The organism is Roseomonas sp. FDAARGOS_362 (assembly GCF_002754815.1).
In the GTDB taxonomy this organism is placed as follows: domain Bacteria; phylum Pseudomonadota; class Alphaproteobacteria; order Acetobacterales; family Acetobacteraceae; genus Roseomonas; species Roseomonas mucosa.
Map to the genome: position 1 here is coordinate 12,223 of NZ_CP024588.1, position 25,442 is coordinate 37,664.

26 protein-coding genes and 1 tRNA gene are annotated in these 25,442 nt (G+C 72.6%); 17 read left to right on the plus strand and 10 right to left on the minus strand.

The annotated features are described in order from the left end of the window. The first annotated feature begins 34 nt into the window (after nt 1-34). Nucleotides 35-436, plus strand: a complete 402-nt coding sequence (locus CTJ15_RS04820; protein WP_075821692.1) for a hypothetical protein — start codon at nt 35-37, stop codon at nt 434-436. A gap of 37 nt (nt 437-473) precedes the next feature. Here CTJ15_RS04820 and CTJ15_RS04825 read toward each other — a convergent pair. Continuing rightward, nucleotides 474-548 (minus strand) — tRNA-Val (locus tag CTJ15_RS04825). Between the two features lie 206 nt (nt 549-754). Here CTJ15_RS04825 and CTJ15_RS04830 point away from each other — a divergent pair. Then, nucleotides 755-1,525, plus strand: coding sequence for a DUF3108 domain-containing protein (locus tag CTJ15_RS04830; protein WP_099782091.1), 771 nt, complete (start codon nt 755-757; stop codon nt 1,523-1,525). Between the two features lie 88 nt (nt 1,526-1,613). Here CTJ15_RS04830 and CTJ15_RS04835 read toward each other — a convergent pair whose 3' ends face one another. Next, nucleotides 1,614-2,282, minus strand: coding sequence for an HAD family hydrolase (locus tag CTJ15_RS04835; RefSeq protein WP_075821693.1), 669 nt, complete (start codon nt 2,280-2,282; stop codon nt 1,614-1,616). A 244-nt stretch (nt 2,283-2,526) separates the two neighbouring features. On the opposite strand from CTJ15_RS04835, the gene glmU reads away from it, so the two are divergent. The 5 genes from glmU (at nt 2,527) to CTJ15_RS04860 (ending at nt 8,284) form a co-directional block, all read left to right on the plus strand. Beyond that, a complete protein-coding gene (gene glmU / locus CTJ15_RS04840) occupies nt 2,527-3,867 on the plus strand; it encodes a bifunctional UDP-N-acetylglucosamine diphosphorylase/glucosamine-1-phosphate N-acetyltransferase GlmU (RefSeq protein WP_075821694.1) in 1,341 nt (446 codons plus the stop codon). Between the two features lie 3 nt (nt 3,868-3,870). After that, a complete protein-coding gene (gene glmS, locus CTJ15_RS04845; protein ID WP_019460489.1) occupies nt 3,871-5,694 on the plus strand; it encodes a glutamine--fructose-6-phosphate transaminase (isomerizing) in 1,824 nt (607 codons plus the stop codon). Nucleotides 5,695-5,759: 65 nt separating this feature from the next. Next, nucleotides 5,760-6,869 carry an AbrB family transcriptional regulator gene (locus CTJ15_RS04850; RefSeq protein ID WP_083755406.1) on the plus strand — a complete coding sequence of 370 codons (1,110 nt, stop codon included), beginning with the start codon at nt 5,760-5,762 and terminating at the stop codon, nt 6,867-6,869. A 48-nt stretch (nt 6,870-6,917) separates the two neighbouring features. Next, nucleotides 6,918-7,565, plus strand: a complete 648-nt coding sequence (gene bluB, locus CTJ15_RS04855) for a 5,6-dimethylbenzimidazole synthase (RefSeq protein WP_099781265.1) — start codon at nt 6,918-6,920, stop codon at nt 7,563-7,565. Nucleotides 7,566-7,816: 251 nt separating this feature from the next. Next, complete coding sequence (locus CTJ15_RS04860; RefSeq protein WP_083755563.1) at nt 7,817-8,284, plus strand: GNAT family N-acetyltransferase; 468 nt, start codon at nt 7,817-7,819, stop codon at nt 8,282-8,284. A 43-nt stretch (nt 8,285-8,327) separates the two neighbouring features. Here the strand turns inward: CTJ15_RS04860 and CTJ15_RS04865 are convergent, their stop codons facing one another. The 3 genes from CTJ15_RS04865 to mutM form a co-directional block, all read right to left on the minus strand. After that, nucleotides 8,328-9,629 (minus strand): MFS transporter, encoded by a 1,302-nt coding sequence (locus CTJ15_RS04865; RefSeq protein WP_075822792.1) that lies wholly within the window; start codon nt 9,627-9,629, stop codon nt 8,328-8,330. A gap of 249 nt (nt 9,630-9,878) precedes the next feature. Next, the gene (locus tag CTJ15_RS04870; RefSeq protein ID WP_019460494.1) at nt 9,879-10,667 is read right to left on the minus strand and encodes an OBAP family protein; all 789 of its coding nucleotides are present in this window, start codon (nt 10,665-10,667) and stop codon (nt 9,879-9,881) included. Nucleotides 10,668-10,759: 92 nt separating this feature from the next. Further along, the gene (gene mutM, locus CTJ15_RS04875; protein WP_075822791.1) at nt 10,760-11,650 is read right to left on the minus strand and encodes a bifunctional DNA-formamidopyrimidine glycosylase/DNA-(apurinic or apyrimidinic site) lyase; all 891 of its coding nucleotides are present in this window, start codon (nt 11,648-11,650) and stop codon (nt 10,760-10,762) included. A gap of 104 nt (nt 11,651-11,754) precedes the next feature. Between mutM and CTJ15_RS04880 the strand changes: the two genes are divergently transcribed. Beyond that, complete coding sequence (locus CTJ15_RS04880) at nt 11,755-12,492, plus strand: class I SAM-dependent methyltransferase (RefSeq protein WP_019460496.1); 738 nt, start codon at nt 11,755-11,757, stop codon at nt 12,490-12,492. Nucleotides 12,493-12,714: 222 nt separating this feature from the next. After that, nucleotides 12,715-13,929 (plus strand): MFS transporter, encoded by a 1,215-nt coding sequence (locus tag CTJ15_RS04885; protein ID WP_075822790.1) that lies wholly within the window; start codon nt 12,715-12,717, stop codon nt 13,927-13,929. 18 nt (nt 13,930-13,947) lie between these two features. On the opposite strand, the gene dut is transcribed toward CTJ15_RS04885, so the two are convergent. Together dut and CTJ15_RS04895 are read right to left on the minus strand one after the other, a co-directional pair. After that, on the minus strand, nt 13,948-14,400 hold the full coding sequence (dut, locus tag CTJ15_RS04890) for a dUTP diphosphatase (protein ID WP_075822789.1): 453 nt from the start codon (nt 14,398-14,400) through the stop codon (nt 13,948-13,950). Then, on the minus strand, nt 14,397-15,839 hold the full coding sequence (locus CTJ15_RS04895; RefSeq protein ID WP_226946045.1) for a phosphopantothenate--cysteine ligase family flavoprotein: 1,443 nt from the start codon (nt 15,837-15,839) through the stop codon (nt 14,397-14,399). The genes dut and CTJ15_RS04895 overlap by 4 nt, the downstream gene beginning before the upstream one ends. A gap of 175 nt (nt 15,840-16,014) precedes the next feature. Here CTJ15_RS04895 and CTJ15_RS24685 point away from each other — a divergent pair, with 175 nt between their 5' ends. From CTJ15_RS24685 to CTJ15_RS04935, 8 genes are all read left to right on the plus strand, one after another. Beyond that, the gene (locus CTJ15_RS24685; protein ID WP_226946046.1) at nt 16,015-16,638 is read left to right on the plus strand and encodes a DUF4260 domain-containing protein; all 624 of its coding nucleotides are present in this window, start codon (nt 16,015-16,017) and stop codon (nt 16,636-16,638) included. A 56-nt stretch (nt 16,639-16,694) separates the two neighbouring features. Beyond that, entirely contained in the window at nt 16,695-17,534 is an 840-nt protein-coding gene (locus tag CTJ15_RS04905) for a molybdopterin-synthase adenylyltransferase MoeB (protein WP_099781267.1), read from the plus strand. A gap of 2 nt (nt 17,535-17,536) precedes the next feature. After that, complete coding sequence (locus CTJ15_RS04910) at nt 17,537-17,920, plus strand: DsrE/DsrF/DrsH-like family protein (protein WP_019460502.1); 384 nt, start codon at nt 17,537-17,539, stop codon at nt 17,918-17,920. A gap of 58 nt (nt 17,921-17,978) precedes the next feature. Beyond that, nucleotides 17,979-18,833 (plus strand): SH3 domain-containing protein, encoded by an 855-nt coding sequence (locus CTJ15_RS04915; protein ID WP_099781268.1) that lies wholly within the window; start codon nt 17,979-17,981, stop codon nt 18,831-18,833. Next, nucleotides 18,830-19,177 carry an SH3-like domain-containing protein gene (locus CTJ15_RS24990; RefSeq protein WP_019460504.1) on the plus strand — a complete coding sequence of 116 codons (348 nt, stop codon included), beginning with the start codon at nt 18,830-18,832 and terminating at the stop codon, nt 19,175-19,177. Before CTJ15_RS04915 ends, CTJ15_RS24990 begins: the two co-directional genes overlap by 4 nt. Beyond that, nucleotides 19,174-19,500: an SH3-like domain-containing protein gene (locus tag CTJ15_RS24995; RefSeq protein WP_171979216.1), complete on the plus strand. Its 327-nt coding sequence runs from the start codon at nt 19,174-19,176 to the stop codon at nt 19,498-19,500. Before CTJ15_RS24990 ends, CTJ15_RS24995 begins: the two co-directional genes overlap by 4 nt. Next, on the plus strand, nt 19,500-20,093 hold the full coding sequence (locus tag CTJ15_RS04930) for a nitrile hydratase subunit alpha (protein ID WP_019460506.1): 594 nt from the start codon (nt 19,500-19,502) through the stop codon (nt 20,091-20,093). Before CTJ15_RS24995 ends, CTJ15_RS04930 begins: the two co-directional genes overlap by 1 nt. A 90-nt stretch (nt 20,094-20,183) precedes the next feature. Next, entirely contained in the window at nt 20,184-22,271 is a 2,088-nt protein-coding gene (locus CTJ15_RS04935; protein WP_099781269.1) for a hypothetical protein, read from the plus strand. A 22-nt stretch (nt 22,272-22,293) separates the two neighbouring features. Here the strand turns inward: CTJ15_RS04935 and CTJ15_RS04940 are convergent, their stop codons facing one another. The 3 genes from CTJ15_RS04940 to CTJ15_RS04950 all read right to left on the minus strand — a co-directional run bounded on the left by CTJ15_RS04940 (nt 22,294) and on the right by CTJ15_RS04950 (nt 25,357). After that, the gene (locus CTJ15_RS04940) at nt 22,294-23,460 is read right to left on the minus strand and encodes a hypothetical protein (RefSeq protein WP_019460508.1); all 1,167 of its coding nucleotides are present in this window, start codon (nt 23,458-23,460) and stop codon (nt 22,294-22,296) included. A gap of 204 nt (nt 23,461-23,664) precedes the next feature. Next, complete coding sequence (gene ydfG, locus CTJ15_RS04945) at nt 23,665-24,420, minus strand: bifunctional NADP-dependent 3-hydroxy acid dehydrogenase/3-hydroxypropionate dehydrogenase YdfG (protein ID WP_019460509.1); 756 nt, start codon at nt 24,418-24,420, stop codon at nt 23,665-23,667. Between the two features lie 85 nt (nt 24,421-24,505). Then, complete coding sequence (locus tag CTJ15_RS04950) at nt 24,506-25,357, minus strand: NUDIX hydrolase family protein (protein WP_099782092.1); 852 nt, start codon at nt 25,355-25,357, stop codon at nt 24,506-24,508. Nucleotides 25,358-25,442: the final 85 nt, after the last annotated feature.

Below are 25,442 nucleotides of genomic sequence, written 5' to 3' on the forward strand. Positions count from 1 at the left end.
CCTTTGCCATCCTTCCCTGGCAAAGGTCTCGCCGATGCGCCTCGTCCTTCCCTGCTGTCTGGCCCTGCTGCTGGCCGCCTGTGCCGGCCGCGCGCCGAATCCCGTGGCGCTCGTGCAGGACAAGGACAAGGCCATGGACTGCGCGGCCATACGCGCCGAGATCACGGCCAACAACAGCCAGATCACGGAGCTGGGACGCGAGGATGGTGCGAAGGTCGGCCAGAACATCGCCATGGGCGTGGCTGGCGCCTTCATCCCCGTGCTGTGGTTCGGGATGGATTTCCAGAATGCGAGCGGCAAGGAAGGAAAGGCCCTGACCGACCGGAATGCCTATCTGGCGCAGGTCGCGGCGCAGCGCTGTGCCGGGATCGCGGAGGCGCCGATGGCCGGGACGCCCGCCGAAACATCCATGGTGGCGGCCAACCCATTCCGGTGATGGGAATTCGGCATCGGAATGTCATGAGGAGCCAGCCTGGTGGGTGCGACAGGGATTGAACCTGTGACCCCTGCCGTGTGAAGGCAGTGCTCTCCCGCTGAGCTACGCACCCAGGCTGTGGGCGCTCAACTATCCTCCCTCGCCAGGGGTGTCAACGGGGGGAAGGCGTACGATATGCAAGGGCTCGCCACCGGAGGCTTCTGGATGCGGACAGGCCCCGTCTTCCTGCGCGCGCCCCGTCCCGGCAACGGCCCGCCCCCGGGTTTCTCCGGGGGCGGGCCGTTGCCGGGTCGCCGGGCGCTTCTCCTGGCCGCCCTGATGCTTCTTCCCGCCCTGTCCGCCGCCCAGGCGCGGGCCGAGCCCGTCCGGGCCAGCTACGTGGTCCGCGCCGCCGGGCTGACCGTGATGGATGTCGAGGCTAGCTTCGACCCGGCCGATTCCACCGGTGGGTATGTCCTGGAACTCCGCACCCATATGCGTGGCGTGGCCGCGCTTTTTCGCAGCGGCACCATGACCACCCGGGCCAGCGGGGCCTGGGCCGACGGCCGGCCGCAGCCCCGGCGCTATGTCGCCCAGGGTGTCTGGGGCGGGGAGCAGCGCAGCACGGTGCTGGACTACGTGGACGGGCAGCCGGTGTTGCGGCAACTGCTGCCGCCCCTGGATGCGGATGAGCGGGAGCCCGTGCCCGCCGAGGCCCGGCGCGGCACCATGGATAGCCTGAGCGCGGTGGCGGCACTGCTCCGCCAGGTGCGGGACAGCGGGCGGTGCGAGGCCCAGGCGGCCGTCTTCGACGGGCGGCGCCGCAGCGTGCTTTCCGCTCGCACCCTGGGCTGGGAGATGCTTTCGGGCGATTGGCCGGGCCGGGCACTGCACTGCCATTTCAGCGGCCGCTTGACCCATGGCTTCAAGCTGGACGACGGCCCGGCCGAACGCCAGCGCCCACAGGAGGGCGATGCCTGGCTCGCCGAGGTCCATCCCGGCGGCCCGGTCCTGCCGGTGCGGCTGGAGGTCCCCAACCGCTGGTTCGGGCAGACCACGATCAGCCTCGTGCGGATCGGCGAGATGCCTTCCGCGGCCTCCCGCCGCTGATTCCAGGCCGCGGAGGCAGCCCGATCCGTCCTTGCGGCGGATCACGCTGCCGGGCGTCTCCGCCCCATGGAGGACAGCCCCTTGGCGGTCAGTCCCGGCCGCCGATCCGCGCCAGCAGCGCCGGCAGGTCGGCCGGGCTCGCGGCCACCGGGGCGCCATCGGCCATCTCCGGCAGGCCATAGCCCCAGGCCGCGAAGACCGGCGCCGCCCCGGCGCCGCGCGCGGAGCGGATGTCGTTGGTATGGTCGCCCACCATGACCACACCCGGTGGGGCGGACCCCTCCGCCGTCACGCCCATCAACCGCAGCGTGCCCAGCAGGTGGCCCGGATCGGGCTTGCGCACCGGGAAGCTGTCGCCGCCCGCCAGCGCATCGACCAGGGGCGCGAGGCCGAGATGCTCCAGGATCAGCCGCGCCGCCGCGACCGGCTTGTTGGTGCAGACCGCGAGCCGCCAGCCCTCCCGGCGCAGCTCGGCCAGCACCTCCGGCACGCCCGCGAAAGGCGCCGTCTGTTCGTTCGCATGCGCCTCGTAATCAGGCACGAACTCGGCCAGGGCCGCGGGGTCGAAGGCCTGGCCGCGTGCCTCCAGCGCCCGCCGCACCAGCACCGCCACGCCGTCGCCGATCATGCGGTGGACTTCCGGCATGGCGAAGCCGGGCAGGCCGCGCCGGGCCATCAGCCGGTTCAGCGCGTCGCGGATATCGGCCGCGCTGTCGATCAGCGTGCCGTCGAGGTCGAGAAGGCAGATGCGTTCCATGCGGCCGAGCCTAGCCGGGCGGGGAGGGCGCGTCTCGACGCCAGGGCCCGCCGCTGCCATGCGCCCGCCGCCATGCGCGTGCCGGGTCCCGTGGCGCGGCGGAGCCTGGGCCGGAGGATCTTCCCCGCGGGCTGCCACCGGAGGTCCGTCACAGCCGGCAACAAGGTTTGAAAACCCCGGACGCCCCGGAACGCCCCCTGGCGCTGGACGGGACGGGGGGCGGGGGCTAGGTCCATGGGCCAAGATGCCCTCCGCCGCCATTCTTCTCGCCGCCGGTCTCGGGACGCGGATGCGTTCGAGCCTCTCCAAGGCCCTCCACCCGCTGGCGGGCCGACCCATGCTCAGCCACCTGATCGCCGCCTGCGAGGAAGCCTTCGACCATATCGTGGTGGTCATCGGGCCGGACATGCAGGCGGTGGCCGACCTCGCCGACCCCTATCCCTGCGTGGTGCAGGAGGAGCGCCTGGGCACTGCCCATGCGGCGCTGCAGGCCGCCACGGTGCTGGAGGGATTCGAGGGCGATGTCGCCGTCCTCTATGCCGACAACCCGCTGATCGCCGGCGAGACCATGCGCCGCCTGCAGGCGGCGCGGCGGGAGGGGGCGGACCTCGCCCTGCTGGCCATGCGCCCGGCCGATCCGGCGCGCTATGGCCGCGTGCTGCCGCATCCCGATGGCGGCATCGCCCGCATCGTCGAGTTCAAGGACGCCACCGAGGCGGAGCGTGCGGTCAACCTGTGCAATGCCGGGGTGGTCTGCGCCGCCGGCACGGACCTGTTCCCCTGGCTGCGCCGGGTTCGCAACGACAACGCCGCCGGGGAATACTACCTGACCGACCTCGTCGCCCTGTGCCGCGCCGATGGCCGCCGCGCCGTGGCGGTGGAGGGCAGCGAGGCCGAGTGCCGGGGCGTGAACAGCCGCGCCGAACTGGCCGGGGCCGAGGCCACGGTGCAGGGGCGCCTGCGCCTCGCCGCCATGGAGAACGGCGCCACGCTGATCCGGCCGGAAAGCGTGACGCTCTGCCACGACACGGTGCTGGGCCGCGACGTCACCGTGGGGCCGGACGTGGTCTTCGGTCCGGGCGTGCGCGTGGAGGACGAGGTCGAGATCCGCGCCTTCTCCCACCTGGAGGGCTGCACCCTGCGGCAGGGGGCGGTGATCGGCCCCTTCGCCCGTCTGCGCCCCGGCACGGTGGTGGAACGCCGCGCCCATGTCGGCAATTTCGTCGAGCTGAAGAACGCCGTGCTTGGCGAGGGCGCCAAGGCGAACCATCTCGCCTATCTGGGCGACGCCGCGATCGGGGCGGGCGCCAATATCGGGGCCGGCACCATCACCTGCAACTACGACGGCTTCGCCAAGCATCCCACCCGCATCGGGGCGGGCAGCTTCATCGGCTCCAACAGCACGCTGGTCGCGCCGCTCACCCTGGGGGACGGCGCCTTTGTCGCGGCCGGCAGCACGGTGACGGCGGATGTGGCGCCGGATGCCATGGTCTTCGGCCGGGCCCGGCAGGAAGAGAAACCCGGTCGCGCCGCGGAATTCCGCGCCGCCCGGTCGCGCGCCACGGGGCGCAGGGAGAAGCGCTAGGACATGTGCGGCATCGTCGGTGTGGTGGGGCAGCAGGACGCCGCCCCGCGCCTGCTGGAGGCGCTGCGGCGCCTGGAGTACCGTGGCTATGACAGCGCCGGCATCGCCACGCTGGTCAACGGCCATATCGACCGGCGCCGGGCCGAGGGCAAGCTGGTGAACCTCGCCCATGTGCTGGAGCGCGAGCCGCTGGAAGGGCGCACCGGCATCGGCCACACGCGCTGGGCCACGCATGGCGCGCCGACCGAGCGCAACGCGCATCCGCACGGCACGAAGCGTGTCTCCGTGGTGCACAACGGCATCATCGAGAACCATGCCGAGCTGCGCGCCGAGCTGGAGGCGCAGGGCGCCGAATTCGAGACGGAGACCGACACCGAGACCTTCGCCCGGCTGCTGGACCGCAACCTGGCGGAAGGGCAGGAGCCGGAGGAGGCCTTCTCCGGCGCGCTGAAGCGGGTGCGGGGCGCCTTCGCCCTGGCCGCCATCTTCGCCGGGCACCCGCACAAGCTGCTGGCCGCGCGGCAGGGCGCGCCGCTGGCCGTAGGCTATGGCGAGGGCGAGATGTTCGTCGGCTCCGATGCCCTGGCGCTGGCGCCGCTGACCCGCCGCATCGCCTATCTGGAGGAAGGCGACTGGGTCGCCGTCTCCGACCGGGACGCGCGGTTCTTCGATGTCCAGGACCGGCCGGCCGAGCGCGCGGTGAAGGTCACCGCCTTCTCCGGCGCCGCGGTGGGCAAGGGCAACTACCGCCACTTCATGGAGAAGGAGCTGCACGAGCACCCGGTGGTGATCGGCGACACGCTCCACCAGTATGTCGATCCCGGCTCCCGCGCCGTGGCGCTGCCCGTGCTGCCCTTCGACCCGGTGCGCCTGCCGCGCCTCTGGCTCTCCGGCTGCGGTTCCGCCTTCCTGGCGGCGCAGGTCGGGCGCTACTGGATCGAATCCCTGGCGCGGCTGGCGGTGGATTCCGACGTGGCGAGCGAACTGCGCTACCGCGATCCGCCGGTGCCGGAAGGCGGCGCGGCGCTCTTCGTCTCGCAGTCCGGCGAAACGGCGGACACGCTCGCCGCCATGCGCCTGCTGCGTGGACAGGGGCAGTCTGCCCTCGCCGTGGTCAACGTGCCCGAAAGCAGCATGTCGCGCGACGCCGATGCCACGTTGCTGACCGTGGCTGGGCCGGAGATCGGCGTCGCCTCGACCAAGGCCTTCACCGCGCAGCTCTCGGTGCTGGCCTGCATGGCCATCGGCTTCGCCCGGGCGCGCGGCACGCTCTCCGCCGAGGAGGAGACGCGGCTGACCGCGGCGCTTCTGGAAGTGCCGGAACACGCCGCGCGGCTGCTGGAGGATTCCAGCGAAATCGAGGCCGTGGCCGCCGAGGTGGCAAAGGCGCGGGACGTGCTCTACCTGGCGCGCGGCTCGCTCTTCCCCATCGCCATGGAAGGGGCGCTGAAGCTCAAGGAGCTCTCCTACATCCATGCCGAGGGCTATGCGGCGGGCGAGATGAAGCACGGGCCGATCGCGCTGATCGATCCCGCCGTGCCGGTGATCGCCCTCTGCCCCGGTGGACCGCTCTTCGAGAAGACGGCCTCCAACCTCCAGGAGGCGGCGGCGCGCGGCGGGCGGATCATCGCCTTCACCGATGCGGAAGGGGCCCCGGTGCTGCGCCGCTTCGCCGAGCGCGTGGTCGTGCTGCCGACGGTCGATCCCTTCGTGGCACCGATCCTGCACGCGATCCCGGTGCAGATGCTGGCCTATCACGTCGCCGTGCTGAAGGGCACCGACGTGGACCAGCCGCGCAACCTCGCCAAGGCGGTGACGGTGGAGTAGGCCGGACCGGCCCCCCGCCCGCCCGCAGGGCGGGGGCGAGACGAAAAAGAAAAGGCTCACCCGACGTGACACGCCAGCAGGTTCCCCCTCCCGCCGCCAAGGGCCTGCTGAGCCGGCTGCCGGTGCCCGCCTCCTGGGTGATCCTCCTGCTCCTCTCGGTGCTGCTTTCCGCCGCGCTGATGACCACCGGCCTGCCGGCCTCCCTGCTGCTCGGCCCCATGGTGGCGGCGATCCTGGTGGCGGTGGGCGGCGCCTCGCTGCGCATGCCGAAATTCGCCTTCACCGGCGTGCAGGGCGTCGTCGGCGCGCTGGTGGCGGTCTCCATCACCGCCGGGATCATCCAGACCTTCCTGTCCGACTGGCCGCTCTTCCTGGGCGTGGTGCTGTCCACCCTGGCGGCGAGCAGCGTGCTGGGCTTCCTGATGAGCCGCTGGGGCGTGCTGCCGGGCACCACCGCGGTCTGGGGCTCCACCCCGGGTGCCGCCTCGGCCATGGTGCTGATGGCCCAGGCCTTCGGCGCCGATGCCCGGCTGGTGGCCTTCATGCAGTATCTGCGGGTGGCCTTCGTGGCGATCGCGGCCTCGCTCATCGCGCGGATCTGGGTGGACACCTCCGGGGCGCCGGTGCAGGCCGTCGCCTGGTTCCCGCCGCTCGATCCCTTCTCCTTCGTCGGCACGCTGCTGCTGGCCTTCGGCGGCGGCTTCCTGGGGCAGTGGTCGCGCATCCCGGCCGGGCCGCTTCTGGTGCCGATGCTGGCCGGGGCGGCGCTGCATGCCACCGGCCTGCTGGACATCCAGCTTCCCGAATGGCTCCTGGCCATCAGCTACACGGTGCTGGGCTGGCGCATCGGCCTCAGCTTCACCCGCAGCGTGCTGATGCATGCACTGCGCGCCATGCCGCGCATCGCCGTCTCGATCCTGCTGCTGATGGGCTTCTGCGGCGGGCTGGCGGCGATGCTGACGCATCTGGTGGGCATCGACCCGCTGACCGCCTACCTCGCCACCAGCCCGGGCGGCATCGATTCCGTGGCGGTCATCGCCGCCTCCAGCCAGGTGGACCTGTCCTTCGTCATGGCCCTCCAGGCGGTCCGGCTGGTGATCGTGATCCTGCTCGGCCCCGTCATCGCCCGGCTGGTCGCACGCCATGGCGGGATGCGGGACGTGCCGGTGGTCTGACGCGCGGCTTCCTGGAGGCGCTGGGGCGAAGGGCGTAGAAGCCTTGCCATGCCGAAAGCCGATGCGCCGCGTTTCGACGAAGCCTTCCGGGCGGATCTGCGGGCCCTGTTCCGCTGGCGGCGTGACGTGCGCCATTTCCGCCGCGACCCCCTGCCGGAGAGGCTGCTGGAGCGCCTGCTGGAACTGGCGAACCTCGCCCCCTCGGTGGGGCTGAGCCAGCCCTGGCGCTTCGTGCTGGTGGAGGACCCGGCACGGCGCGCCGCCATCCGGGCGGATTTCGCCCGCTGCAACGCCGCGGCCCTGGCCGGGCAGGCGGAGGAGCGGGCCAGGCTCTATGCGGGGCTGAAGCTCGCCGGGCTGGAAGAGGCGCCCTGCCACCTCGCCCTCTTCGCGGAGGGCGACCCGACGCAGGGCCATGGGCTCGGCCGGGAAACCATGCCGGAGACCGTGGCCTATTCCGCCGTGATGGCGCTGCACACGCTCTGGCTGGCGGCGCGGGCCGAGGGGGTGGGCCTGGGCTGGGTCTCCATCCTCGATCCGGCGGCGGTGCGGCGGGTGCTGGATGTGCCGGGGGACTGGCTGTTCATCGGCTATCTCTGCCTCGGCTGGCCGGAAGCGGAGGAAGCCTCGCCGGAGCTGGAGCGGCTGGGCTGGGAGAAGCGCCGGCCCATCGCGGAGCGGCTGCTGCGGCGCTGATCACGGCATCGAATCGTTGACAGCGAGGGCGGGCCACAACGCAATGTGGGGCATGCGCCGCCCACCTTCCTCGATGTCGATGCGACGTCGGCCCTGCATCCAGGGCGTGGGCGCTGCGCTGTTTCTAGTGCGAGGTCGGCCGAAGGGGCGTTAGCGCCCTTCACGACCCGCCGACCCGGACTTCCTGCCCACCACCGGTCGGCGGGATGTTTCATGCCTTCCGCTGGCCTGGCTTCCAGCGGAGATACCCTGTGACCAGCGAGATTCCGACCCTGCGTAGCGCCGTCATGACGGATGCCGGGGCGATCCGCGCCCTGTCTCGCGCGGCCTATGCCCGATGGGTCCCACTCATCGGGCGCGAGCCCTGGCCGATGACGGCGGATTACGCCGAAGCTCTGCGCAAGGGGCATCGGATCGGCCTGCTGCACCAGGGTGATGTGCTGGCCGGGCTGGTGGAGATGATCCTGGAGCCGGACCATCTGATGATCGAGAATGTCGCGGTGCTGCCGGCGCATCAGGGCCAGGGGCTGGGCCGCTTCCTGGTCGCCCATGCCGAGGCGGTGGCCCGTGCGGAGGGGTATGGGCAGGTCCGGCTCTACACCAACCAGCGCTTTGCGGAGAACATCCACCTCTACCGGCGCCTGGGCTACGAGGTGGAGAGGGAAGAGACCTGGACGGGCGGGGTGATCGTCCACATGCGCAAGCCACTCGAGGGCTGAGGCGAAGGGGATGCCGCCCGGACGGCATCCCCGGCCGTGGTGGCTACAGGGCCGCCTCGGCCACCTTGATCTCCCGCACCCCGTGGCGCCGGATCACGCTCATGACCAGGAAGGTCATCAGCGCGCCCACCACCAGGCAGGCCGCGAGGAAGAGCATCGGCGTCGTGTTGCTGCCCGTGCTGTCGCGGATCCAGGGGATCGCGTTCTGGGCGATGAAGCCGCCGAGATTGCCGACCGAGTTGATCGCCGCGAGCCCCGCCGCCGCCGAGGCGCCGGTCAGGAAGGCCGAGGGGATGGCCCAGAGCACCGGCTGCGGCGCGAAGATCCCGACCGCCGCGCCGCAGAGGAAGACGAAGCGCAGCGTGTTGTCCGGCACATAGACGCTGAGCACGAGGCAGGCGGCGCCGAACAAAGCGGGGATGACGATGAAGGCGGTGGGGCTCTTCCCGGCGGCGAGCTTGGGCCAGGCATAGAGGCCGAGCGCCACCAGCAGCCAGGGGATCACGTTGATCCAGCCATTGGCGGTGTTGCTGACGCCGAAGCCCTTCACGATGGTCGGCAGCCAGTAACTGAGCCCATAGGCGCCAAGCGGGAAGGCGACGTAGTAGAGCGACATCAGCAACACCCGCCGGTCCCCCAGCACGGCGAGGGGGTTCTTGTGCTCGGTCTTGCGCATGCGCTGCGTCTCGTCCGAGAGGCGGCGCGCCAGCCAGTCCTTCTCCTCCTGCGACAGGATGCGGGATTCCTGCGGCCCGCGGTCGAGGTAGAAGAGCGTCGCGATGCCCATCACGATGGCGGGCACGCCCGTGACCAGGAAGACCCACTGCCAGCCCTGGTGGCCGCCAAGCCCGTCGAGGTCGAGCAGCATGCCGCCGATCGGCGCGCCGATGGCGTTGGCGAAGGCGCTGAAGACCATGAAGGAGCCGACCATGCGCCCGCGGTATTCATGCGGGTACCACAGCGTCAGGAGGTAGAGCACGCCGGGGAAGAAGCCGGCCTCGCAGACGCCCAGCAGGAAGCGCAGGATGTAGAACATCGTGGTGCCCTGCGTATAGGCGAGGGCGATGGTGACGGCGCCCCAGGTGACCATGATGCGCGCGAACCAGCGCGGCGCGCCGAACTTCTCCAGGAAGATGTTGCTCGGCACCTCGAAGAGGAAATAGCCGATGAAGAAGAGGGAGGCGCCGAGGCCATAGGCGTATTCCGACAGGCCGAGCGCGCCGACCATCTGCAGCTTGGCATAGCTGACGTTCTGCCGGTCGATATAGGCGATCAGGTAGATGATCCCCAGAAAGGGGATCAGGCGCCGGGTGATCTTGGAGATCACCTGTTTCTCATGGACCACGATGCTTCCTCGATCTTGGTTCGCACCCCGCTTCCCTTGCCGGATGCCGGCTTCGCGCATGCAAGGGGACCTCGCCTCGCCCGGAACAGAGACGGATTCAGGAGTGCCGTACGAGGATAAGCCAATGCGGGAACCAGATCATGTTACCGATCCGCAACATGGCGGGCGGTGACGGATCCAGGCCGCGCCAGCCATACCGGGGGGCTCCCGCCCGGCCCAGCGGAGGCCCGGGGCGCTCGGCCGGAGCCGCTACCGGCGCATGGGAAGCTCTTCCAGCCGGGTCTGGACGGTGCGGCCGCCTTCCCAGGAATTGGCGCCCTCGGCGACCTCTGGCATGGGGATGCCCTCCCGCTTGCGCCGCCGCTCGTCCGTGGAAATCCCCAGGCGGCGGTCCCGCGCCTCGACCATCTCCGGATGCGCCTGACCGTCGCCGGTGAAGCCCATCATCAGTTGCGGGATGCCATAGGGGAAATCGTCCCGGTCGTACTGCCAGTTGTGGAAGGTCTTGCCGTAGGTCGAGACGAGATCCTTGAAATAGGCCCGCTCGGCCAGTTCCGGGATGCCGGGCGCCACCAGCAGGCCCGACTTCACCTCGTAGTGGTGGCTGTGCCAGAGGCGCTTCTCCTCCTCCGGCAGGCTGCGGAAGCGCTCCTCGCTGATGATGTACTCGATGCCGATCAGCCGCGCATCCGGCCGGTTGGAATCGAAGATCACGCACTGGTGCAGGTCGTGCCGCAGATGGATGCAGAAATGCGTCGCCTCCACCTGCCGGCCCATGTCGTCCCCATACATGTGGAAGCCGTTCAGGTAGGTGCTCATCGCCTCCAGCGGATACTTCGTCTGCATGGCGCCGGCGGCGAGGTCCAGGGCGCGGTGCTTCAGCGGATGGCCCTTGCCGGTGCGCGCCGTGGCCAGCACCTTGCGGCCCAGCAGCAGGCCCGCCGCGGCGGTGACGCCGGCAGCGACGCCGAGACCGATGGCGGAAAGCGGGCTGCGGCCGCCGCAATGCGCGCAGGACCTGTCGTGGAACCATGCCATGGCCTTGCCTCCTCTGCGCAGGAGGAACGCGGCGAGACCCGGAAGGTCACGGGCATCCCCCCGAAGGCCGCCTGCCCCGGGGGCAGGCGGCCTCAGCGCTGGGTCCGGGGGCAGAAGAAAGTGCTGCGCCCGGCCTGCACGATGCGGGCGATGCCGGGACACTTCGGCGGGCCGGGGCAGGCGGGGCAGGCGCCACCCTCCCGGTCATAGACATGGAAGCGCTCCTGGAAGAAGCCGACCTCCCCATCCGCCCGCACATAGTCGCGCAGCGAGGAGCCGCCGGCCTCGATGGATTCCTCCAGCACCGCCTTGATCGCCGGCACCAGCCGCGCGGCACGGGCACCGGGCACCGTGCCGGCCAGGCGGCGGGGGGAGATCCCGGCGCGGTAGAGCGCCTCCGACACGTAGATGTTGCCGAGCCCGGCCACGATGCGCTGGTCCAGCAGCGCGGCCTTGATCGGCGTCGCCTTGCCGGCCAGGGCACGGGACAGGATGGCGGGGGTGAAGGCGTCGTCCAGCGGCTCCGGCCCCAGCCCGGCCAGAAGGCGGTGCGAATCCTCCGCCGCGGTGGGAACGAGGTCCACCATCCCGAAGCGCCGCGGGTCGCAGAAGCCGACCCGCCAGCCATCCTCCGTCTCCATCACCAGGTGCTCATGCCGCTCCGGCGCCGCGCCGCGCGTGTCGGAGGCCGCGCCCTGCGGCCCCAGGGAAGGGACCGGCGGCGACTCCTCCAGCCGCGCCACCATGCGGCCGGACATGCCGAGATGGACCAGCATCGAATCGCCGGTGGACAGGCGCATCAGCATGTATTTCGCGCGGCGGCGGAATCCCTCCACCCGCGCCCCGGTCAGGCGCATCGCCAGGTCGGGCGGGAAGGGCCAGCGCAGCCCGGCGCGGCGGGTCTCGGCATGGGCGATGGTGCGGCCGGTGAGCACGGCGGACAGGCCCCGCATCACGGTCTCGACCTCGGGCAGTTCGGGCATCTTCTCTCCGATGGAGGGCGGGGGGATCACGCCCCCGGTGGGGGCATGGAAAGCCGCCGCGGGGCGGATATCCCGGCGCGGCGTTCCGCTCTAGATAGGGTGCCATGTCCGACCAGACCGATTTCGGCTTCCGCCAGGTTCCGCGCAACGAGAAGGCCAGCCTGGTGCGTGGGGTCTTCGACAGCGTCGCCCCCCGCTATGACGTCATGAACGACCTGATGTCGCTCGGCATCCACCGGCTGTGGAAGCGCGCCTTCGTGGCCGCCATCGCCGCCTCGCCGCGCGAGACCCTGCTCGACCTCGCCGCCGGCACGGGCGACGTGGCCTTCCTGGCGAAGGAGCGCGGGGCGGGGCGGGTGATCCTGTCGGACATCAACGCCAGCATGCTGAGCGTCGGACAGGGCAGGGCGCTGTCGCGCGGACTGGCCGAGGGGCTGAGCTTCGTCTGTTCCGATGCCGAGCGGATTCCGCTGCCGGACCGCAGCGTGGAGAAGGTCTCCATGGCCTTCGGCCTGCGCAACTGCACGGACAAGGATGCCGTGATCCGGGAGGCGCGACGGGTGCTGCGGCCGGGCGGGCGATTCCATGTGCTGGAATTCTCCCGCCTGCGGATCGACGCGCTGGCGAAGCTCTACGATGCCTGGAGCTTCAAGGCCCTGCCGGCGATCGGCGCCAAGGTGGCCAACGACGCCGAGAGCTACCAGTACCTCGCCGAAAGCATCCGCCAGTTCCCGGACCAGGAAAGGCTGGAGGAGATGTTCCGCGCCGCCGGCCTGGAGCGTGTGTCGCACCGCGACCTCTCGGGCGGGATCGTGGCGATCCACACCGGCTGGCGCCTCTGACCCGGGCCTGACCTGCCACTCCCGCCCGGCCTGCTGCGCCGCAGCGCCGGGCAGGAATGCGCTCCCGGCGGGGCTGGACCTATCCGCTTCGGTGCCGCTCCGGCCTATCTGGTCCGGGGCCGTCCGAGCCTGACGCCCCGGCGTGGCCGCCTGCCGCGCCCCCGTCGCCCGCTGCCCGGCGGGGAAGGCTCCTGACCGAAGCAGCAGCGGAAGAGGTGATGCATGGCGGAAAGCGCGGCGCAGTTGCGCGAGCACGACGGCGGCCCGTCCTCCGGGCTGATCCTGCTCCTGGCCATCTCCTGCGGCATGGCGGTGGCGAACATCTACTACGCCCAGCCGCTGATCGGGCTGATCGCCCCCTCCATCGGCCTCGGCCCGGCGGTGGCGGGGCTGGTGGTGACCCTGACCCAGCTCGGCTACTGCGCCGGGCTGATCCTGCTGGTGCCGCTGGGCGACCTCGTGGAGAACCGCCGGCTGGTGGCGCTGACCCTGGCCGGCTCCACCCTGGCGCTGCTGGGCGCCGGGCTCGCCACCTCGGCGCCGGTCTTCCTGCTGGCCTCGCTGCTGGTCGGCATCGCCTCGGTGGCGGTGCAGATGCTGGTGCCGCTGGCCGCGCACATGACGCCGGAGGCCCGGCGCGGGCAGGTGGTGGGCAAGGTGATGAGCGGGCTGCTGCTCGGCATCCTGCTCGCCCGCCCGGCGGCCAGCCTGATCGCCGACCATTTCGGCTGGCGGTCGGTCTTCATCCTTTCCGCCGTGCTGATGGCGGGCCTCACGGTGATCCTGTCCCGCCGCCTGCCGGAGCGCCGCCCGCATCCGCAGGCGGGCTACGGCGCGCTGCTGCGCTCGCTCTGGCCGGTGCTGCGCGACACGCCGATCCTGCGCCGCCGCGCCGCCTACCAGACGGCGCAGTTCTGCAATTTCAGCCTGTTCTGGACGGCGGTGCCGCTGCACCTGATGGAATCGCCCTTCCACCTGTCGCAGACCGGCATCGCGCTTTTCGCCCTGGCCGGGGCGGCGGGCGCGCTGGTCGCCCCTCTGGCGGGCTGGCTGGCCGACCGGGGGCTGACCCGGCCCAGCACGGGCCTGGCCTTTGCCTTCGCTCTCTGCGCCTTCGTGATCGCCTGGCTGGGGCGGGATTCGCTGGCGGCGCTGGTGGTCGCGGCGGTCGTGCTGGATGCCGGGGTGCAGATGACGCAGATCCAGGGACAACGCGCCATCTACACGCTGCGGGCGGAGATCCGCTCGCGCCTCAACGGGCTCTACATGGCGATCTTCTTCCTGGGAGGAGCCGTGGGTTCCACCATGGCCAGCCTGCTCTTCACCCAGGGCGGCTGGACCGGCGTGGCCTGGTTCGGCGGGGCCGTCGCCCTGGCCGGCATGGCCTATTACCTCACGGAGCTGACCGGGCGGCAGGCGGCGCTGGCCGGCCGCTGACGGCGGCGGGCCTCCGCCTCAGCGCGTGCCGGTGGAGCCGAATCCGCCGGTGCCGCGCCGGGTCTCCGGCAGCGCCTCGACCTCCGCCCATTCGGCATGGGTCACGGGGGCCAGCACCGCCTGGGCGATGCGCATGCCGCGCTCCACGGTGAAGCTCTCCTGCCCGGCATTCATCAGGATGACCGAGAGCTCGCCGCGATAATCCTCGTCCACCGTGCCGGGCGTGTTGGGCATGGTGATGCCGTGCTTCAGCGCCAAACCGGAGCGGGGGCGCACCTGCAGCTCGTGCCCCGCCGGCAGCGCGACGCAGAGCCCGGTCGGCACCAGCACCCGCCCGCCCGGGGGGATGGTCAGCGGTGCCGTCACCGCCGCCAGCAGGTCCATCCCCGCGGCGCCCGGCGTGGCATAGGCGGGCAGGGGCAGGCCCTCGGCATGGGGCAGGCGGGTGACCTGGATGGTGGCGTGGCTCATGCCAGCGCCTCCGCGATCCGGGCGGCAAGGCGGTGCGCCACCTCCTCCTTCGGCAGGCGCGGCCAGTCCTCGATGCCGTCCCGCGTCACCAGATGCACCCTGTTCTCCGCGCCGCCCATCACATCCCCCGAGACATCGTTGGCCACGATCCAGTCGCAGCCCTTGCGCGCCAGCTTGGCCTGGGCATTCGCCAGCAGGTCGTCCGTTTCCGCCGCGAAGCCCACCACGAGGCCGGGGCGCCGCGCATGGTGCGAGAGCGTGGCCAGGATGTCCGGGTTGGGCACCAGGCGCAGCTCCGGCGGGGCCGCGCCCTCGCGCTTCTTGATCTTGCCGTTGCTGGCCTCGGCCACGCGCCAGTCCGCCACCGCCGCGGCGCAGACCGCCGCATCCACCGGCAGGGCGGCCTCGCAGGCGGCCAGCATCTCGCGCGCGCTTTCCACATGCGCGGCCACGGCGCCCGCCGGGTCCGGCAGCGCGACCGGGCCGGTGACCAGCGTCACCCGGGCGCCCAGCGCCACCAGCGCCGCGGCGATGGCATGGCCCTGCCGCCCGGAGGAACGGTTGGCGAGGTAGCGCACCGGGTCGATCGGCTCATGCGTCGGGCCGCTCGTCACCAGGACGTGGCGCCCCACCAGCGGCCGCGCGGCCGAGGCGGCGGCGGCATTCTCCGCCGGGCGCGCGGCGCGCAGCGCGGGCACGTCGCCCAGGGCGGGCGTGGCGCTGCCCAAGGGAGCGGCGGCCGGGGCAGCCGGGACATCCGCGTCCTCCGCCGCCGGGTTGCCGGGCGGCGCCATGCCCCCCGCGTCCTCGCCGGCGGCGATGGCGGCGTCGAGCGCGGCCTCCAGCCCCGGATCGGCCGGGCCGGGGAGGGTCTCCTCCAGCACCGCCCCGATCGCGGCCAGGATGGCGGGCGGCTCGCTGAGGCGGCCCGGGCCGGATTCGGCCTCGGCCATCGGGCCATCCTCCGGTCCCACCACATGCACGCCGCGATTCGCCAGGATGGCCATGTTCGCCACCGTCGCCGGATGCGCCCACATGGCCCAGTTCATCGCCGGGGCGACCAGCACCGGCGCGGTGGTGGCCAGCAGCGCGGCCCCGGCGAGGTCGTCCGCCATCCCGGCGGCCATGCGCGCCAGCCGGTCGGCCGAGGCGGGGGCGACCACCACGATGTCGTGCCCGCGCGCCAGGGCGATATGGCCGCGCCCTTCCGCCTCCTCCTCCAGCGACCAGAGGTCCTGCGCCAGGGGGCGGTTGGTGATGGCCTGCAGCGCGTGCGGGGTGACGAAGCGCGCTCCCCCTTCCGTGAGCAGCCCGGTCACCGAGGCGCCGGCCTTGCCGAGCAGGCGGGCGAGCTCCAGCGCCTTGAAGGCGGCCACGGAGCCCGAGACGATCAGCAGGACGCGCTTGCCGTTCAGCATGGCGGCAGGTGTAGCCGCCATGCCGCAGGCGGGCCAGGGGTCGGCGCGGGCGTTGGCCGGCCCCTGGTCGCGCGAAGGCGGGGTTGTTATGCCGGTGATGCTCTTCGCGCTTGCACTTCCCAGGACGAGACACCCCGCCGATGGCGCCGCACAGGACCGGTCTTCCCACCCCGAACCCCCGCAGGGGCGGCGCGCGGTGACCCGCGCCACCCGCAGCCGCCCGCCGCTTTCCGTCGAGGAGCCGCTCCCCGCGAAGCGCCGGGCGAAGGCCCCCGCGGCCCGCCGCCGCGCCGCGGGCGAGTCGCCGGCCGAAGCCCCGCCGGAACCCGTTCCCGAACTCGTCGCGGAACCCGTCCCCGTGCCTCGCCGCGCCGCGCCCGCCCGTGCCCCGCGCCAGAGGCGGGAGGCCGAGGCGATCGCCGTGACCTACTCCACCGATCCGGGCCATGCGACCGGCGCGGTGAACCTGATGCTGCGGCTGGAGGGGCTGGCGCTGGCCACGGTCGGGCTGGTCGGGCAGATCTGGCTCGGCACCGGCTGGTGGGCCTTCGTCCTGGCCGCCATCGCGCCGGACCTGTCGATCCTGGCCTATCTCGGTGGGCGGCGGCTGGGCTCCATCCTCTACAACCTCGTGCATGTGACGCCGGGGCCGCTGGTCCTGGGCGCGCTGGCCGTCAGCACCGGCGACCGGCTGCTGGGCAGCTTCGCCCTGGCCTGGCTGCTGCATATCGGCATCGACCGCGCCCTGGGACACGGGCTGAAATACGCCTCCGGCTTCCACGACACGCATCTGGGCCGCATCGGCCGCGCGCCGATCTGAAACCCGGCGGCCGGAGCGGGAAGGCCCCCCCTGCGGAAGCGCCGCCGCCGTGCCATATGGCGGGCATGTCGCTCGACTTCTCCGAAGCGGAACTCCACCGCTATTCCCGTCACATCCTGCTGGCCGAGGTGGGCGCCACGGGGCAGGCGAAACTGCGCGCGGCGCGGGTGCTGGTGGTGGGGGCGGGCGGGCTCGGCTCGCCGCTGGCGCTCTACCTCGCCGCCGCCGGAGTCGGCACGATCGGGATCGTGGACCATGACACGCTGGAGCTGAGCAACCTCCAGCGCCAGGTGGCGCATGACACGGACCGGCTGGGGCAGGGCAAGGCGGAAAGCGCCGCCGGGACCATCCGCCGGCTGAACCCGGAGGTTCGCGTCGAGGTCCATGCGCGGCGCATGGATGCCGCGGCGGCGGAGGCGCTGATCCCGCGCTACGACTTGGTTTGCGACGGCACCGACAATTTCGAGACCCGCTTCCTGCTGGGCGATGCCTGCCACCTGCTGGGCCGCACGCTGGTCTCGGCGGCGGTGCTGCGCTTCGAGGGGCAGCTTTCCACCTACAAGTCGCATCTCGGCGCGCCGCATCCCTGCCACCGCTGCCTGCACCCGGAACCGCCACCGCCCGGCCTGGTGCCGACCTGCTCCGAGGCCGGGGTGCTGGGGGCGGTGACCGGGGTGATGGGCACCCTCCAGGCAACGGAGGTGCTGAAGGAGATCCTGGGCATCGGCGCCGGCCTGTCCGGCCGCCTGCTGCTCTGGGACTCGCTGGAGGCGCGCTTCCGCGACATCCGCCTGCGCCGTGATCCAGGCTGCGCGCTCTGTGGCGAAACTGCCACGATCCATGACCTTTCCGCCCATGCGATGGAAGCCATGACCCCCGTCTGCGGGGTGGCGTGAGCATGGGGACGGGCGGGGTGCCGCTGGGGGTGCTGCTCGCCTCCGGGGGACATGAGAAGGGGCATTACGCCCTGGTGGCCGCGACCGGGGCGGCGGCGCTGGGGCGGCGGGTGACGCTTTTCGCCACCAATGGCGGCTGCCGGCTGCTGCTGCGCGAAAGCCCCCTGCTGGCCGACATGCGCGAGGCGCTGATGGCGGAACGCGGCGTGGCCACGGCGGCGGAGCTGCTGGAGGCGGCGCTGGAACTGCCGGTCCGGCTGCTCGCCTGCGAGGCCGGGCTGCGTGCCGAGGGCTTGCCGGCATCGGCCTTGCACCCGCAGGTGGAGGTGGCGGGCTTCGCCACCTTTCTCGAATCGGTCGGGGCGGGGCAAATCCTGACTTTCTGAATGATGGGCCGGACGGGTTGACCGACCCCCCCGTTCGCGGCCCTCAATAGGCCTGCCGATGCGACGTACCTTCACGCTGCCGACCTTCCTGCTCCTGGCTTTCTCCGGATCGCTCGGGACCCCCGCCGCCGTGCTGGCCCAGACCGGGGGACAGACCGGGGGGCAGGCCGCCCCGCCGCACACGCTGCAACTGCCGCCGCGTGCCCAAGGGAGTACCCAAGGGGGCTCCGGCACGGCGTCCCGCCCTTCCACCGCCAGGCCGCAGGGGGAGGCCCGGGGCAATGCCGCCCGCCGGGAGCCCCCGACCGCCGGCAAGCCCGATGCCCGCGCCACCAAGCGCCCGGGCGCCGCCGCCAAGGGAGCGGCCGGTGCCGCCGCCGGCGCCGCTGCCGGGGCGGCGGGCGCCGCTGCGGGCGCGGGCGTCCTGAAGCCGCCCGCGCCGGCCCCCGCCCCGCCGCCCGAGCCGGAGCCCGCCGTGGGCTCCGTGACCGGCCTGCCGCTGCCGCGCTTCGCGCCGCTCCGCTCGGACGAGGTGAACATGCGTGCCGGTCCGGGCACGCGCTTCCCCATCGAATGGACCTATCAGCGCCGGGACCTGCCGGTGGAGATCGTCCGCGAGTTCGACCAGTGGCGCCGCATCCGCGACCAGGACGGCACCGAGGGCTGGGTGCACCATTCCAACCTGGGCCTCGGGCGCCGGACCTTCACCGTGCGGGGCGAGATGCACACGATGCGCCGCCGCCCGGAGGAGGATGCCGGCGCGGTGGCGCGGCTGCAGCCGGGGGTGATCGGCCGCATCCGCGCCTGCGCCCAGGGAAGTGCCTGGTGCGAGGTCCAGGTGGGCGAGTACCGTGGCTGGCTGAAGCGGGCCGAGATGTTCGGCGTGACGGCGGACGAGGTGATCGGCGGATGACGCAGGCCGCGGCAACCGGGAACGCGCCCGGCACGGAACGGGACCCGCGCGCCGCGCCGCACGATCTCGGCGCGCATCCGCGCTTCCTCTGCACGCCGGTCGAGCCGCAGGACGATGCCCCACCCGACGCCTTCGGCCGCCGGGTGGACGCGCTGCGCCAGATCCTCGCCGCGCGCGGGCTGATGACGGTGGACGAGCTGCGCCGTTCGATCGAGGCCATCCCCGAGGCCGAGTACCATGCGCTGACCTATTACGAGCGCTGGCTGCGGGCCATGGCCGCGCTGATGGCCGAGAAGGGGATCGTCGTCCCGGAGCTGCTGGACGGGATCGGGGGCGAGGCGTGAACGGAGCCACCCCGCCGGGGGCCGTGCTGGTGCCCGGCACCCGCGTGCGCGTGCGCTTCGACTGGCCGGAATCGCGGGGCCCCGCCCATGTCCGCACGCCGCATTACCTGCGGGGGCGGGAAGGGGTCGTGCTGGCCCATCTCGGGGATTTCCCGGACCCCTCGGAACTGGCCTTCGGCCGCCCGGCGCCGCTGCGCGCGCTGTACCATGTGGCCTTTGCCCAGCCGGTGCTTTTCGGGGCGGTGCCGGAGGAGGATTCGACCCTGGTCGAGCTCTACGGCCACTGGCTGGAGCCGCTGGGCCAGGAAGGGAGGATGTCCTGATGGCCGCACCGCCGCGCGCCGCCTATGTCGCCCTGCTGGACCGCTTCCTGGCGGCGCTGGAGGCGAAGGGCATCACCAATGCCGCCGAGCTCGATGCCCAGCAGGCGCGGACGGACCGCGCCTCGCCCGCCATCGGGGCCGCCATGGTGGCGCGGGCCTGGACCGACCCCGCCTATCGCGCGCTGATGCTGCGCGACGGCAGCGCCGCCGCCGAGGCCATGGGCGTGAGCATGGCCGGCCTGCCGCCGCTGGGCGTGCTGGAGGATACCGAGGCGCGGCGCCACCTCGTCGTCTGCACCCTCTGCTCCTGCTATCCCCGCGCCGTGCTCGGCTATCCGCCCGGCTGGTTCAAGTCCGCCGCCTATCGCGCGCGGGCGGTGCGCGACCCGCGCGGCGTCCTGGCCGAATGGGGCACGGTCCTGCCGGGCGGCGTGTCGGTGCGGGTTGTGGACAGCACGGCGGACTACCGCTGGATGGTCCTGCCGCTGCGCCCCGCCGGCACCGAGGGCTGGGATGCGGAGCGGCTGGCGGCGCTGGTGGATGTGGAGGCGATGATGGGTCTGCGTCCGGTGGTGGTGCCCGCGGCAGCCTGAAATTTTCCATTATGGGAATTCAATAAAACTCCACCAAAGGTTGCATATTGGGGGTGCGGTACGCGCAGCGCTGCCTTATCCTGCACCGCAATGAGACGCTTCCAACCGCAAGCCGAATGCAATCGCCTGCTGCATTTCCTGCGGCAGCGGATGATCCGGGACGTCACCCTGGACGGGGTCGTGCGTCCCTCCCTGACCCCGTCGCTGGCCTTGGTGTCAGGACCGGTGCCGCCCGCCGGCGGCACCCCGCGCCCGCCCGCGCAGTCCCCGCCGGCCGCCGCCGGATCCGTCTGGACCGTGGACCATGCGCGGGTGCTGGAAGCGCTGGCGCATCCGGCGCTGCGGGCGGCGGCGCCGGAGCTCGCCCGGGGGCTGCGGGACACGGTCCTGGCGTTGGGGGAGGACGGGATGGCGTCGCGGCGCCGGCTGCCGCCCATGCTGGAGATCCGCAGCGACGATCCGCGCGCCTTCGAGGTGGTGACGGGCACCTCCCGCTTCACCGGGGATCTGTCGCGCGGGCTGGTGATCGAATCCCTCTGCGACAGCGACGCGCCCGATGCCGAGGCGGCGCGGCATACGGGCAACCTGGTGGAGTTCCGGCTCGGCCGGCGCGCCCATTGCCTGGATGTCGAGGACAGCATCGCCGACTGCGGCCTTCGGCGCACCGAGGATGGCGTGGTGCTGTTCCACGAGAGCCGGCTCGCCGTGCCGGGCGGCCCGGGGCTGCGCGGGCTGCTGCGGCGTGGCCAGCCACGCCCGGTGGGGACGCTGCGCTACGAATACGCGCTGCGCGCCGGGGAGCCGGTGCTGCGGCTGACGGTGACTCTGCGGGCAGAGAGTGGCCTCCAGCTCCGCGCCGTGCGCGTGACCACGGCCTGGGACGAGCTGAGCCTGAGCCCGATGCGGCGCGGCGTGATCGGCGGCCGGGACGGGGCGCTGTCGCGGCACGCCCTGCCCGCAACCGGCGGGGCCTCTCTGCGCCTGCATGCCGGCCCGCTAGACCATCTGGCCGTGACGGGCCACGGCGGTGCCGCGGGTGCGGGTGGCGCCCATGCCCTCCATGCCCGGCCGCGGGCGCCCGGCACGGTGGCGAGCGTCACCGCGCATACCGACGGCGCGGGGCGGCTGCACTGGCTGCTGGTCCGCCACGGGATCGCCTCCCTCGCGGGCGGCGAAAGCTTCGTGGTGCGGGAGGACCGGCTGCAACTGACCGGAACGGCGGAGGGGGTGGCGCAGGCGGCGCGGGCCATGGCGCCGGGTGCGGCCCTGGCCGGGCGCGACCCGTCGCCGCCCGAGGAGCCCGCCGCGGCGCTGCTGGCCGTCGCGGCCACGCTGCTCCTGGCGCCGCCGGAGACCGGGGTGGAGGAAAGGGAGGCGCTGCTCTCCTGGTGCCACGCGCATCTCGCTCCCCTGCTGGAACAGGCGCCCGGCCTGCCGACGCGGTCCCTTTGCGACCTCGTCCTGGCGCTGGATTCCCTGGCACGCCTGCCGGGCGGGGAAGCGCGGCGGGACCTGCTGCGGGAGCCTGTGCGGGCACTGTTGGCGCGCCAGGCGGAAGGGGAGGAAGGCATCTTCGCCGAGGGGGCCGGACAGGAGGGCGAGGCGCTTTCCATGGTCAGCCACGCGGCAGGGCTGCTCGCCCTGGCGCGCCTGGCCCTGCTGGACCCTTCCTGGCCCGGACTGGGTGATGCGCTGGCGCGCGGCGTGGCGGCCTTGCGGCTGGGGGCCATGGACCTGCCCGGCCGCGCCACGCCGCTGGAGACCATCCTGATCCGCCGCCGTTGCAGCGACGGGCCCTGGCAGCGCAGCGGCGTGGTGTCCGCCGAGGAATGTGGGCTGCTGCTGCGCGCGCTGGCCGCGCTCAGCCTCGTCGCGGAGGAAGGGCGGCTGGAACTTTCCGAGGCGCTGCGGGAACGGGCCGGGGTGATGATCGGCCAAGCGCAGCGCGTGCTGCGCGGCTTGCTCTGGGACCACGGGCCGGACGGGCTGGAGGCGAGGGTCTCGGCGCTCGGCAACTCCAGGGCCGGCCTGGGCCATGGGCGCTCCCAGGCGGCCCTCCTGCTGGCGCTGCTGCCGCCAGAGCCGGAGATCGCCCTGCGCCGGCCGGAGCGTGCCGCGGCGAGGGCATCCGGCCCGGAACGGGCCGAGGCCACCCCGGTGGCCTCGGGCTACTGCTGAGCCGCCGAACCGGGCGAGGGGCCTAGCCCCCGACCCGGGCGAGCAGCACGGCGAGGTCCGCCTGCCGGGCGCAGCCCGTCTTGCGGCGGATCGCGGTGAGCTGGGAGCGCAGGCTGCCCGGCAGGACCCCGCGCATCTGGGCGATGGCGGCGACGCTCTTGCCCTCCGCCATGGCCGCCGCGAGGGCGGCCTCGGCGGCGGAAAGGCCGAAGAGCCGGCGCAGCAGCCCCTGGGAGGGCGCCTGCCGCCGGCTCGTGTCGAGCACCAGCAACAGGACCCCGGTGAAGCGGCGCGGCAGGCTGGCGAAGCCGCATTCCCCGTCCTCCTGCCGGAGCGGCAGGGCCTGGACCAGCCAGGGCGGTGCGCCGGAGGGGCGGGGGATGGCGAAGCTCCCCGCATCGGGCAACAGGCGGACCTTGCCGCTGGCCGCCGCCTGGGCGGCGTTCACCGCGCCGGTCACGGCATGGCGCGCGGCCGCCCCGGCGCAGAAGATCCCCTGGCGGTCGAGGACGAAGCCATCCTCCCGCGCCGCCATGGCCTGGAGCGCCGCATTGGCCAGAACGAGGCGCCCTTCGGTGGAAAGCACGGCCACGCCCTGGGTCAGCGCGTCCAGCCCCGCCGCCGTGGCGAGTGGCCATTCCGCCGCGTTGAGCCGGGCCTGGGCCACGAGGACCCGCTGGATGTGCGGATAGAGGAAGCCGAGGATCTTCTCCTCGCGCGTGTCGAAGGGCTCCTGCCGCATGGGGCGGTGCAGGGCCAGGGCGGCCGACACGTCGCCGGCCGTGTGCACATGGGCGCCCAGCGCGTGGAACGGCGTGTCCGGGCCGCGCAGGAAATCGTTCCAGAAGGCCGTGCGGGCGAAGATCTGCGGTGAGACGAGGCGCGTCATGTTCAGCACGCCGGGGCCATGCCGCAGCGCCGCCTGCCACCACGGGTCCTGATGCACCCAGTGACGGCCGTATTCCACCATCCGCGCGGGATCGAGATTGGCATAGGTGACGGCATGGCCGCGCAGGACGTGCTGTCCGTCGTACTCCGTCACCAGCGCGGCATAGGAAGCGGCGCCCAGGCGCTTCGCGATGCGTTCCAGCACCTGCGGCAGCCCGGTCCCGTCCAGCAGCGCGGCATAGAGGTCGAGCGCCAGGGTTTCCGGGGAAGGGTCTTCGCTGCCGTGGCTGATTGCGAGCAAGGCTGCCTCCCGGGCCCGATCAAATTAACGGGGAGATTGCAAGTTTTTGAGCCCCTTGCGATCACCCGAACGGGTGATACGGTAAAGAAAGAGTTAACGGAAACACGCAGAGCGGGTGGGTTGGCCCCCGCACTGCCCGCCCCGGCCTTTTCCGCCGCTGCGGCGGATGGCCAAGGGAGCAGCCTGCCGAGGGCCGCCCGGGCCTCAGCTCCCCGGCTTGTGGACGCGCAGCGGGCCGAAGCTCTGGGAGACCGGCATGACCTGCAGCATGTTCACGTTGACCCGCGCCGGGCGCGTCGCGACCCAGTGGACGGCATCGGCGATGTCGTCCGGCGTCAGCGCGTCGGCGCCCTCGTAGACGGCGCCGGCCTTCGCGTCGTCGCCATGGAAGCGGACATTGCTGAACTCCGTGCCGCCCACCAGGCCCGGCTGGATGTCCGTCACCCGCACCGGCGTGCCGTAGAGGTCGGCCCGCAGGTTCAGGCTGAACTGGCGCACGAAGGCCTTGGTGGCGCCATAGACGTTGCCGCCGGGATAGGGCCACTCGCCGGCGGTGGAGCCCAGGTTGATGACATGGCCGCACTTGCGCTCGATCATGCCCGGCAGCACGGCGCGGGTCAGGTACATCAGTCCCTTCACGTTGGTGTCCACCATCGTATCCCAGTCGTCCAGGTCGGCCTTCTGGGCGGGATCGAGGCCGAGGGCGAGGCCGGCATTGTTCACCAGCACATCGACGGCGGCCCATTCCGCCGGCAGCCCCTCGACGGCCTTCATCACCGCCGCGCGGTCGCGGACATCCAGCACCAGGGGAAGGACCTTGTCGGCGCCCAGCTCGGCCTTCAGCGCCTCCAGCCGCTCCGCCCGGCGGGCGGCGGCGACGATGCGTGCCCCATCGGCGGCGAAGCGCCGGGCGATGGCGGTGCCGAAGCCGGCGGTGGCGCCGGTGACGAGAACGATCATGGCAGCGGACTCCCGAAAGGGTCTTGGAGAGGACAGGGGTACAACACCTCGCCGTCCCGATGAAAACCGGCGGCTGGGCGGATCGTCAGCGGAACCGGTCCAGGCCCTGGCGGAGGCGGCCGTCCGGGTCCTCGGCCAGCCCTTCCCGCAGGAACAGGTCGATCAGCACCAGGTTGACGTTGAACTTCACGCGATCGCCGTCCCGTACCGCCTCCAGCACGCGGGCGGCGGGCCAGAGCTCGAAGCGCTCCACCTCGTCGTCGCCCGGCTCGGGGGTGAAATCCTCGGGCAGCTCGATGTCGAAACAGTGCAGGATATCGCGGCGCAGCCCTTCGCCCGGGCTGTCCATGACATAGGAGACGCGGCCTGCGGACTTCGCCCGGGCGGCCAGGGCCGCGGGCATCCGGGCCTCCTCCTCCGCTTCCTTCAGCAGCGTGTCGTGGGGCGAGAGCCCGGCCGGGACGCCGCCGGCCACGATGTTGTCCATCTGCCCGGGCGCGAGCGCCTTGTGGCGGGAGCGCCAGCCGATCCACAGGTGCAGCCCATCCGCCCGCCGCACCAGCCCGTTCAGATGCGCGCCCTGGCTGAGGATGCCGAAGGCGGCGACGGCCGCCCGGTCCACCACCGCCAGCACCGGCCCGCCGGGCGCCGCGCGGACGTCGAACATCTCCTTGCGCGGCTTGAACATGCCCTCGGCCGCGAGCCTCGCCGTCAGATGCGCCAGGGCGGCGGAGCGCTCGCCGGGGCCGGCCAGGCCCGGGTCGAGCACCACGCCCTCCGGCGCCGCCCGGAGATGCGGCGAGAGCTCCGGCAGGCGCGCCGCCAGGACCGGCGGCAGCCATCCCACCTGCTCCCCGCCCAGGCGCAGCGGCGTGTAGCGCCCCAGCTCCGGATGGTCGTTGCAGGCCTGTATGTGGCGATAGAGGCGTGTGTCCATCCCTCGCAGATGCGCCGCGCCGGACTGGCCTGCAACCATTCGGCTTTGCGGGGTGGCGAAGTCTGCCCATCTGGGAGGAAATTTC

Bases quoted from the DNA above. Each gene is read 5' to 3' on its own strand.
- CTJ15_RS04885 (WP_075822790.1), top strand. From the start codon at position 12,715: ATGGCGGAAAGCGCGGCGCAGTTGCGCGAGCACGACGGCGGCCCGTCC.
- glmS (WP_019460489.1), top strand. From the start codon at position 3,871: ATGTGCGGCATCGTCGGTGTGGTGGGGCAGCAGGACGCCGCCCCGCGC.
- CTJ15_RS04915 (WP_099781268.1), top strand. From the start codon at position 17,979: ATGCGACGTACCTTCACGCTGCCGACCTTCCTGCTCCTGGCTTTCTCC.
- glmU (WP_075821694.1), top strand. From the start codon at position 2,527: ATGCCCTCCGCCGCCATTCTTCTCGCCGCCGGTCTCGGGACGCGGATG.
- CTJ15_RS04895 (WP_226946045.1), bottom strand. From the start codon at position 15,839: ATGGCGGCTACACCTGCCGCCATGCTGAACGGCAAGCGCGTCCTGCTG.
- CTJ15_RS04830 (WP_099782091.1), top strand. From the start codon at position 755: ATGCTTCTTCCCGCCCTGTCCGCCGCCCAGGCGCGGGCCGAGCCCGTC.
- mutM (WP_075822791.1), bottom strand. From the start codon at position 11,650: ATGCCCGAACTGCCCGAGGTCGAGACCGTGATGCGGGGCCTGTCCGCC.
- CTJ15_RS04870 (WP_019460494.1), bottom strand. From the start codon at position 10,667: ATGGCATGGTTCCACGACAGGTCCTGCGCGCATTGCGGCGGCCGCAGC.
- CTJ15_RS04835 (WP_075821693.1), bottom strand. From the start codon at position 2,282: ATGGAACGCATCTGCCTTCTCGACCTCGACGGCACGCTGATCGACAGC.
- CTJ15_RS04910 (WP_019460502.1), top strand. From the start codon at position 17,537: ATGGGGACGGGCGGGGTGCCGCTGGGGGTGCTGCTCGCCTCCGGGGGA.
- CTJ15_RS04950 (WP_099782092.1), bottom strand. From the start codon at position 25,357: ATGGACACACGCCTCTATCGCCACATACAGGCCTGCAACGACCATCCG.
- CTJ15_RS04935 (WP_099781269.1), top strand. From the start codon at position 20,184: ATGAGACGCTTCCAACCGCAAGCCGAATGCAATCGCCTGCTGCATTTC.
- CTJ15_RS04905 (WP_099781267.1), top strand. From the start codon at position 16,695: ATGGCGGGCATGTCGCTCGACTTCTCCGAAGCGGAACTCCACCGCTAT.
- CTJ15_RS04880 (WP_019460496.1), top strand. From the start codon at position 11,755: ATGTCCGACCAGACCGATTTCGGCTTCCGCCAGGTTCCGCGCAACGAG.
- bluB (WP_099781265.1), top strand. From the start codon at position 6,918: ATGCCGAAAGCCGATGCGCCGCGTTTCGACGAAGCCTTCCGGGCGGAT.
- CTJ15_RS04930 (WP_019460506.1), top strand. From the start codon at position 19,500: ATGGCCGCACCGCCGCGCGCCGCCTATGTCGCCCTGCTGGACCGCTTC.
- ydfG (WP_019460509.1), bottom strand. From the start codon at position 24,420: ATGATCGTTCTCGTCACCGGCGCCACCGCCGGCTTCGGCACCGCCATC.
- CTJ15_RS24990 (WP_019460504.1), top strand. From the start codon at position 18,830: ATGACGCAGGCCGCGGCAACCGGGAACGCGCCCGGCACGGAACGGGAC.
- dut (WP_075822789.1), bottom strand. From the start codon at position 14,400: ATGAGCCACGCCACCATCCAGGTCACCCGCCTGCCCCATGCCGAGGGC.
- CTJ15_RS04820 (WP_075821692.1), top strand. From the start codon at position 35: ATGCGCCTCGTCCTTCCCTGCTGTCTGGCCCTGCTGCTGGCCGCCTGT.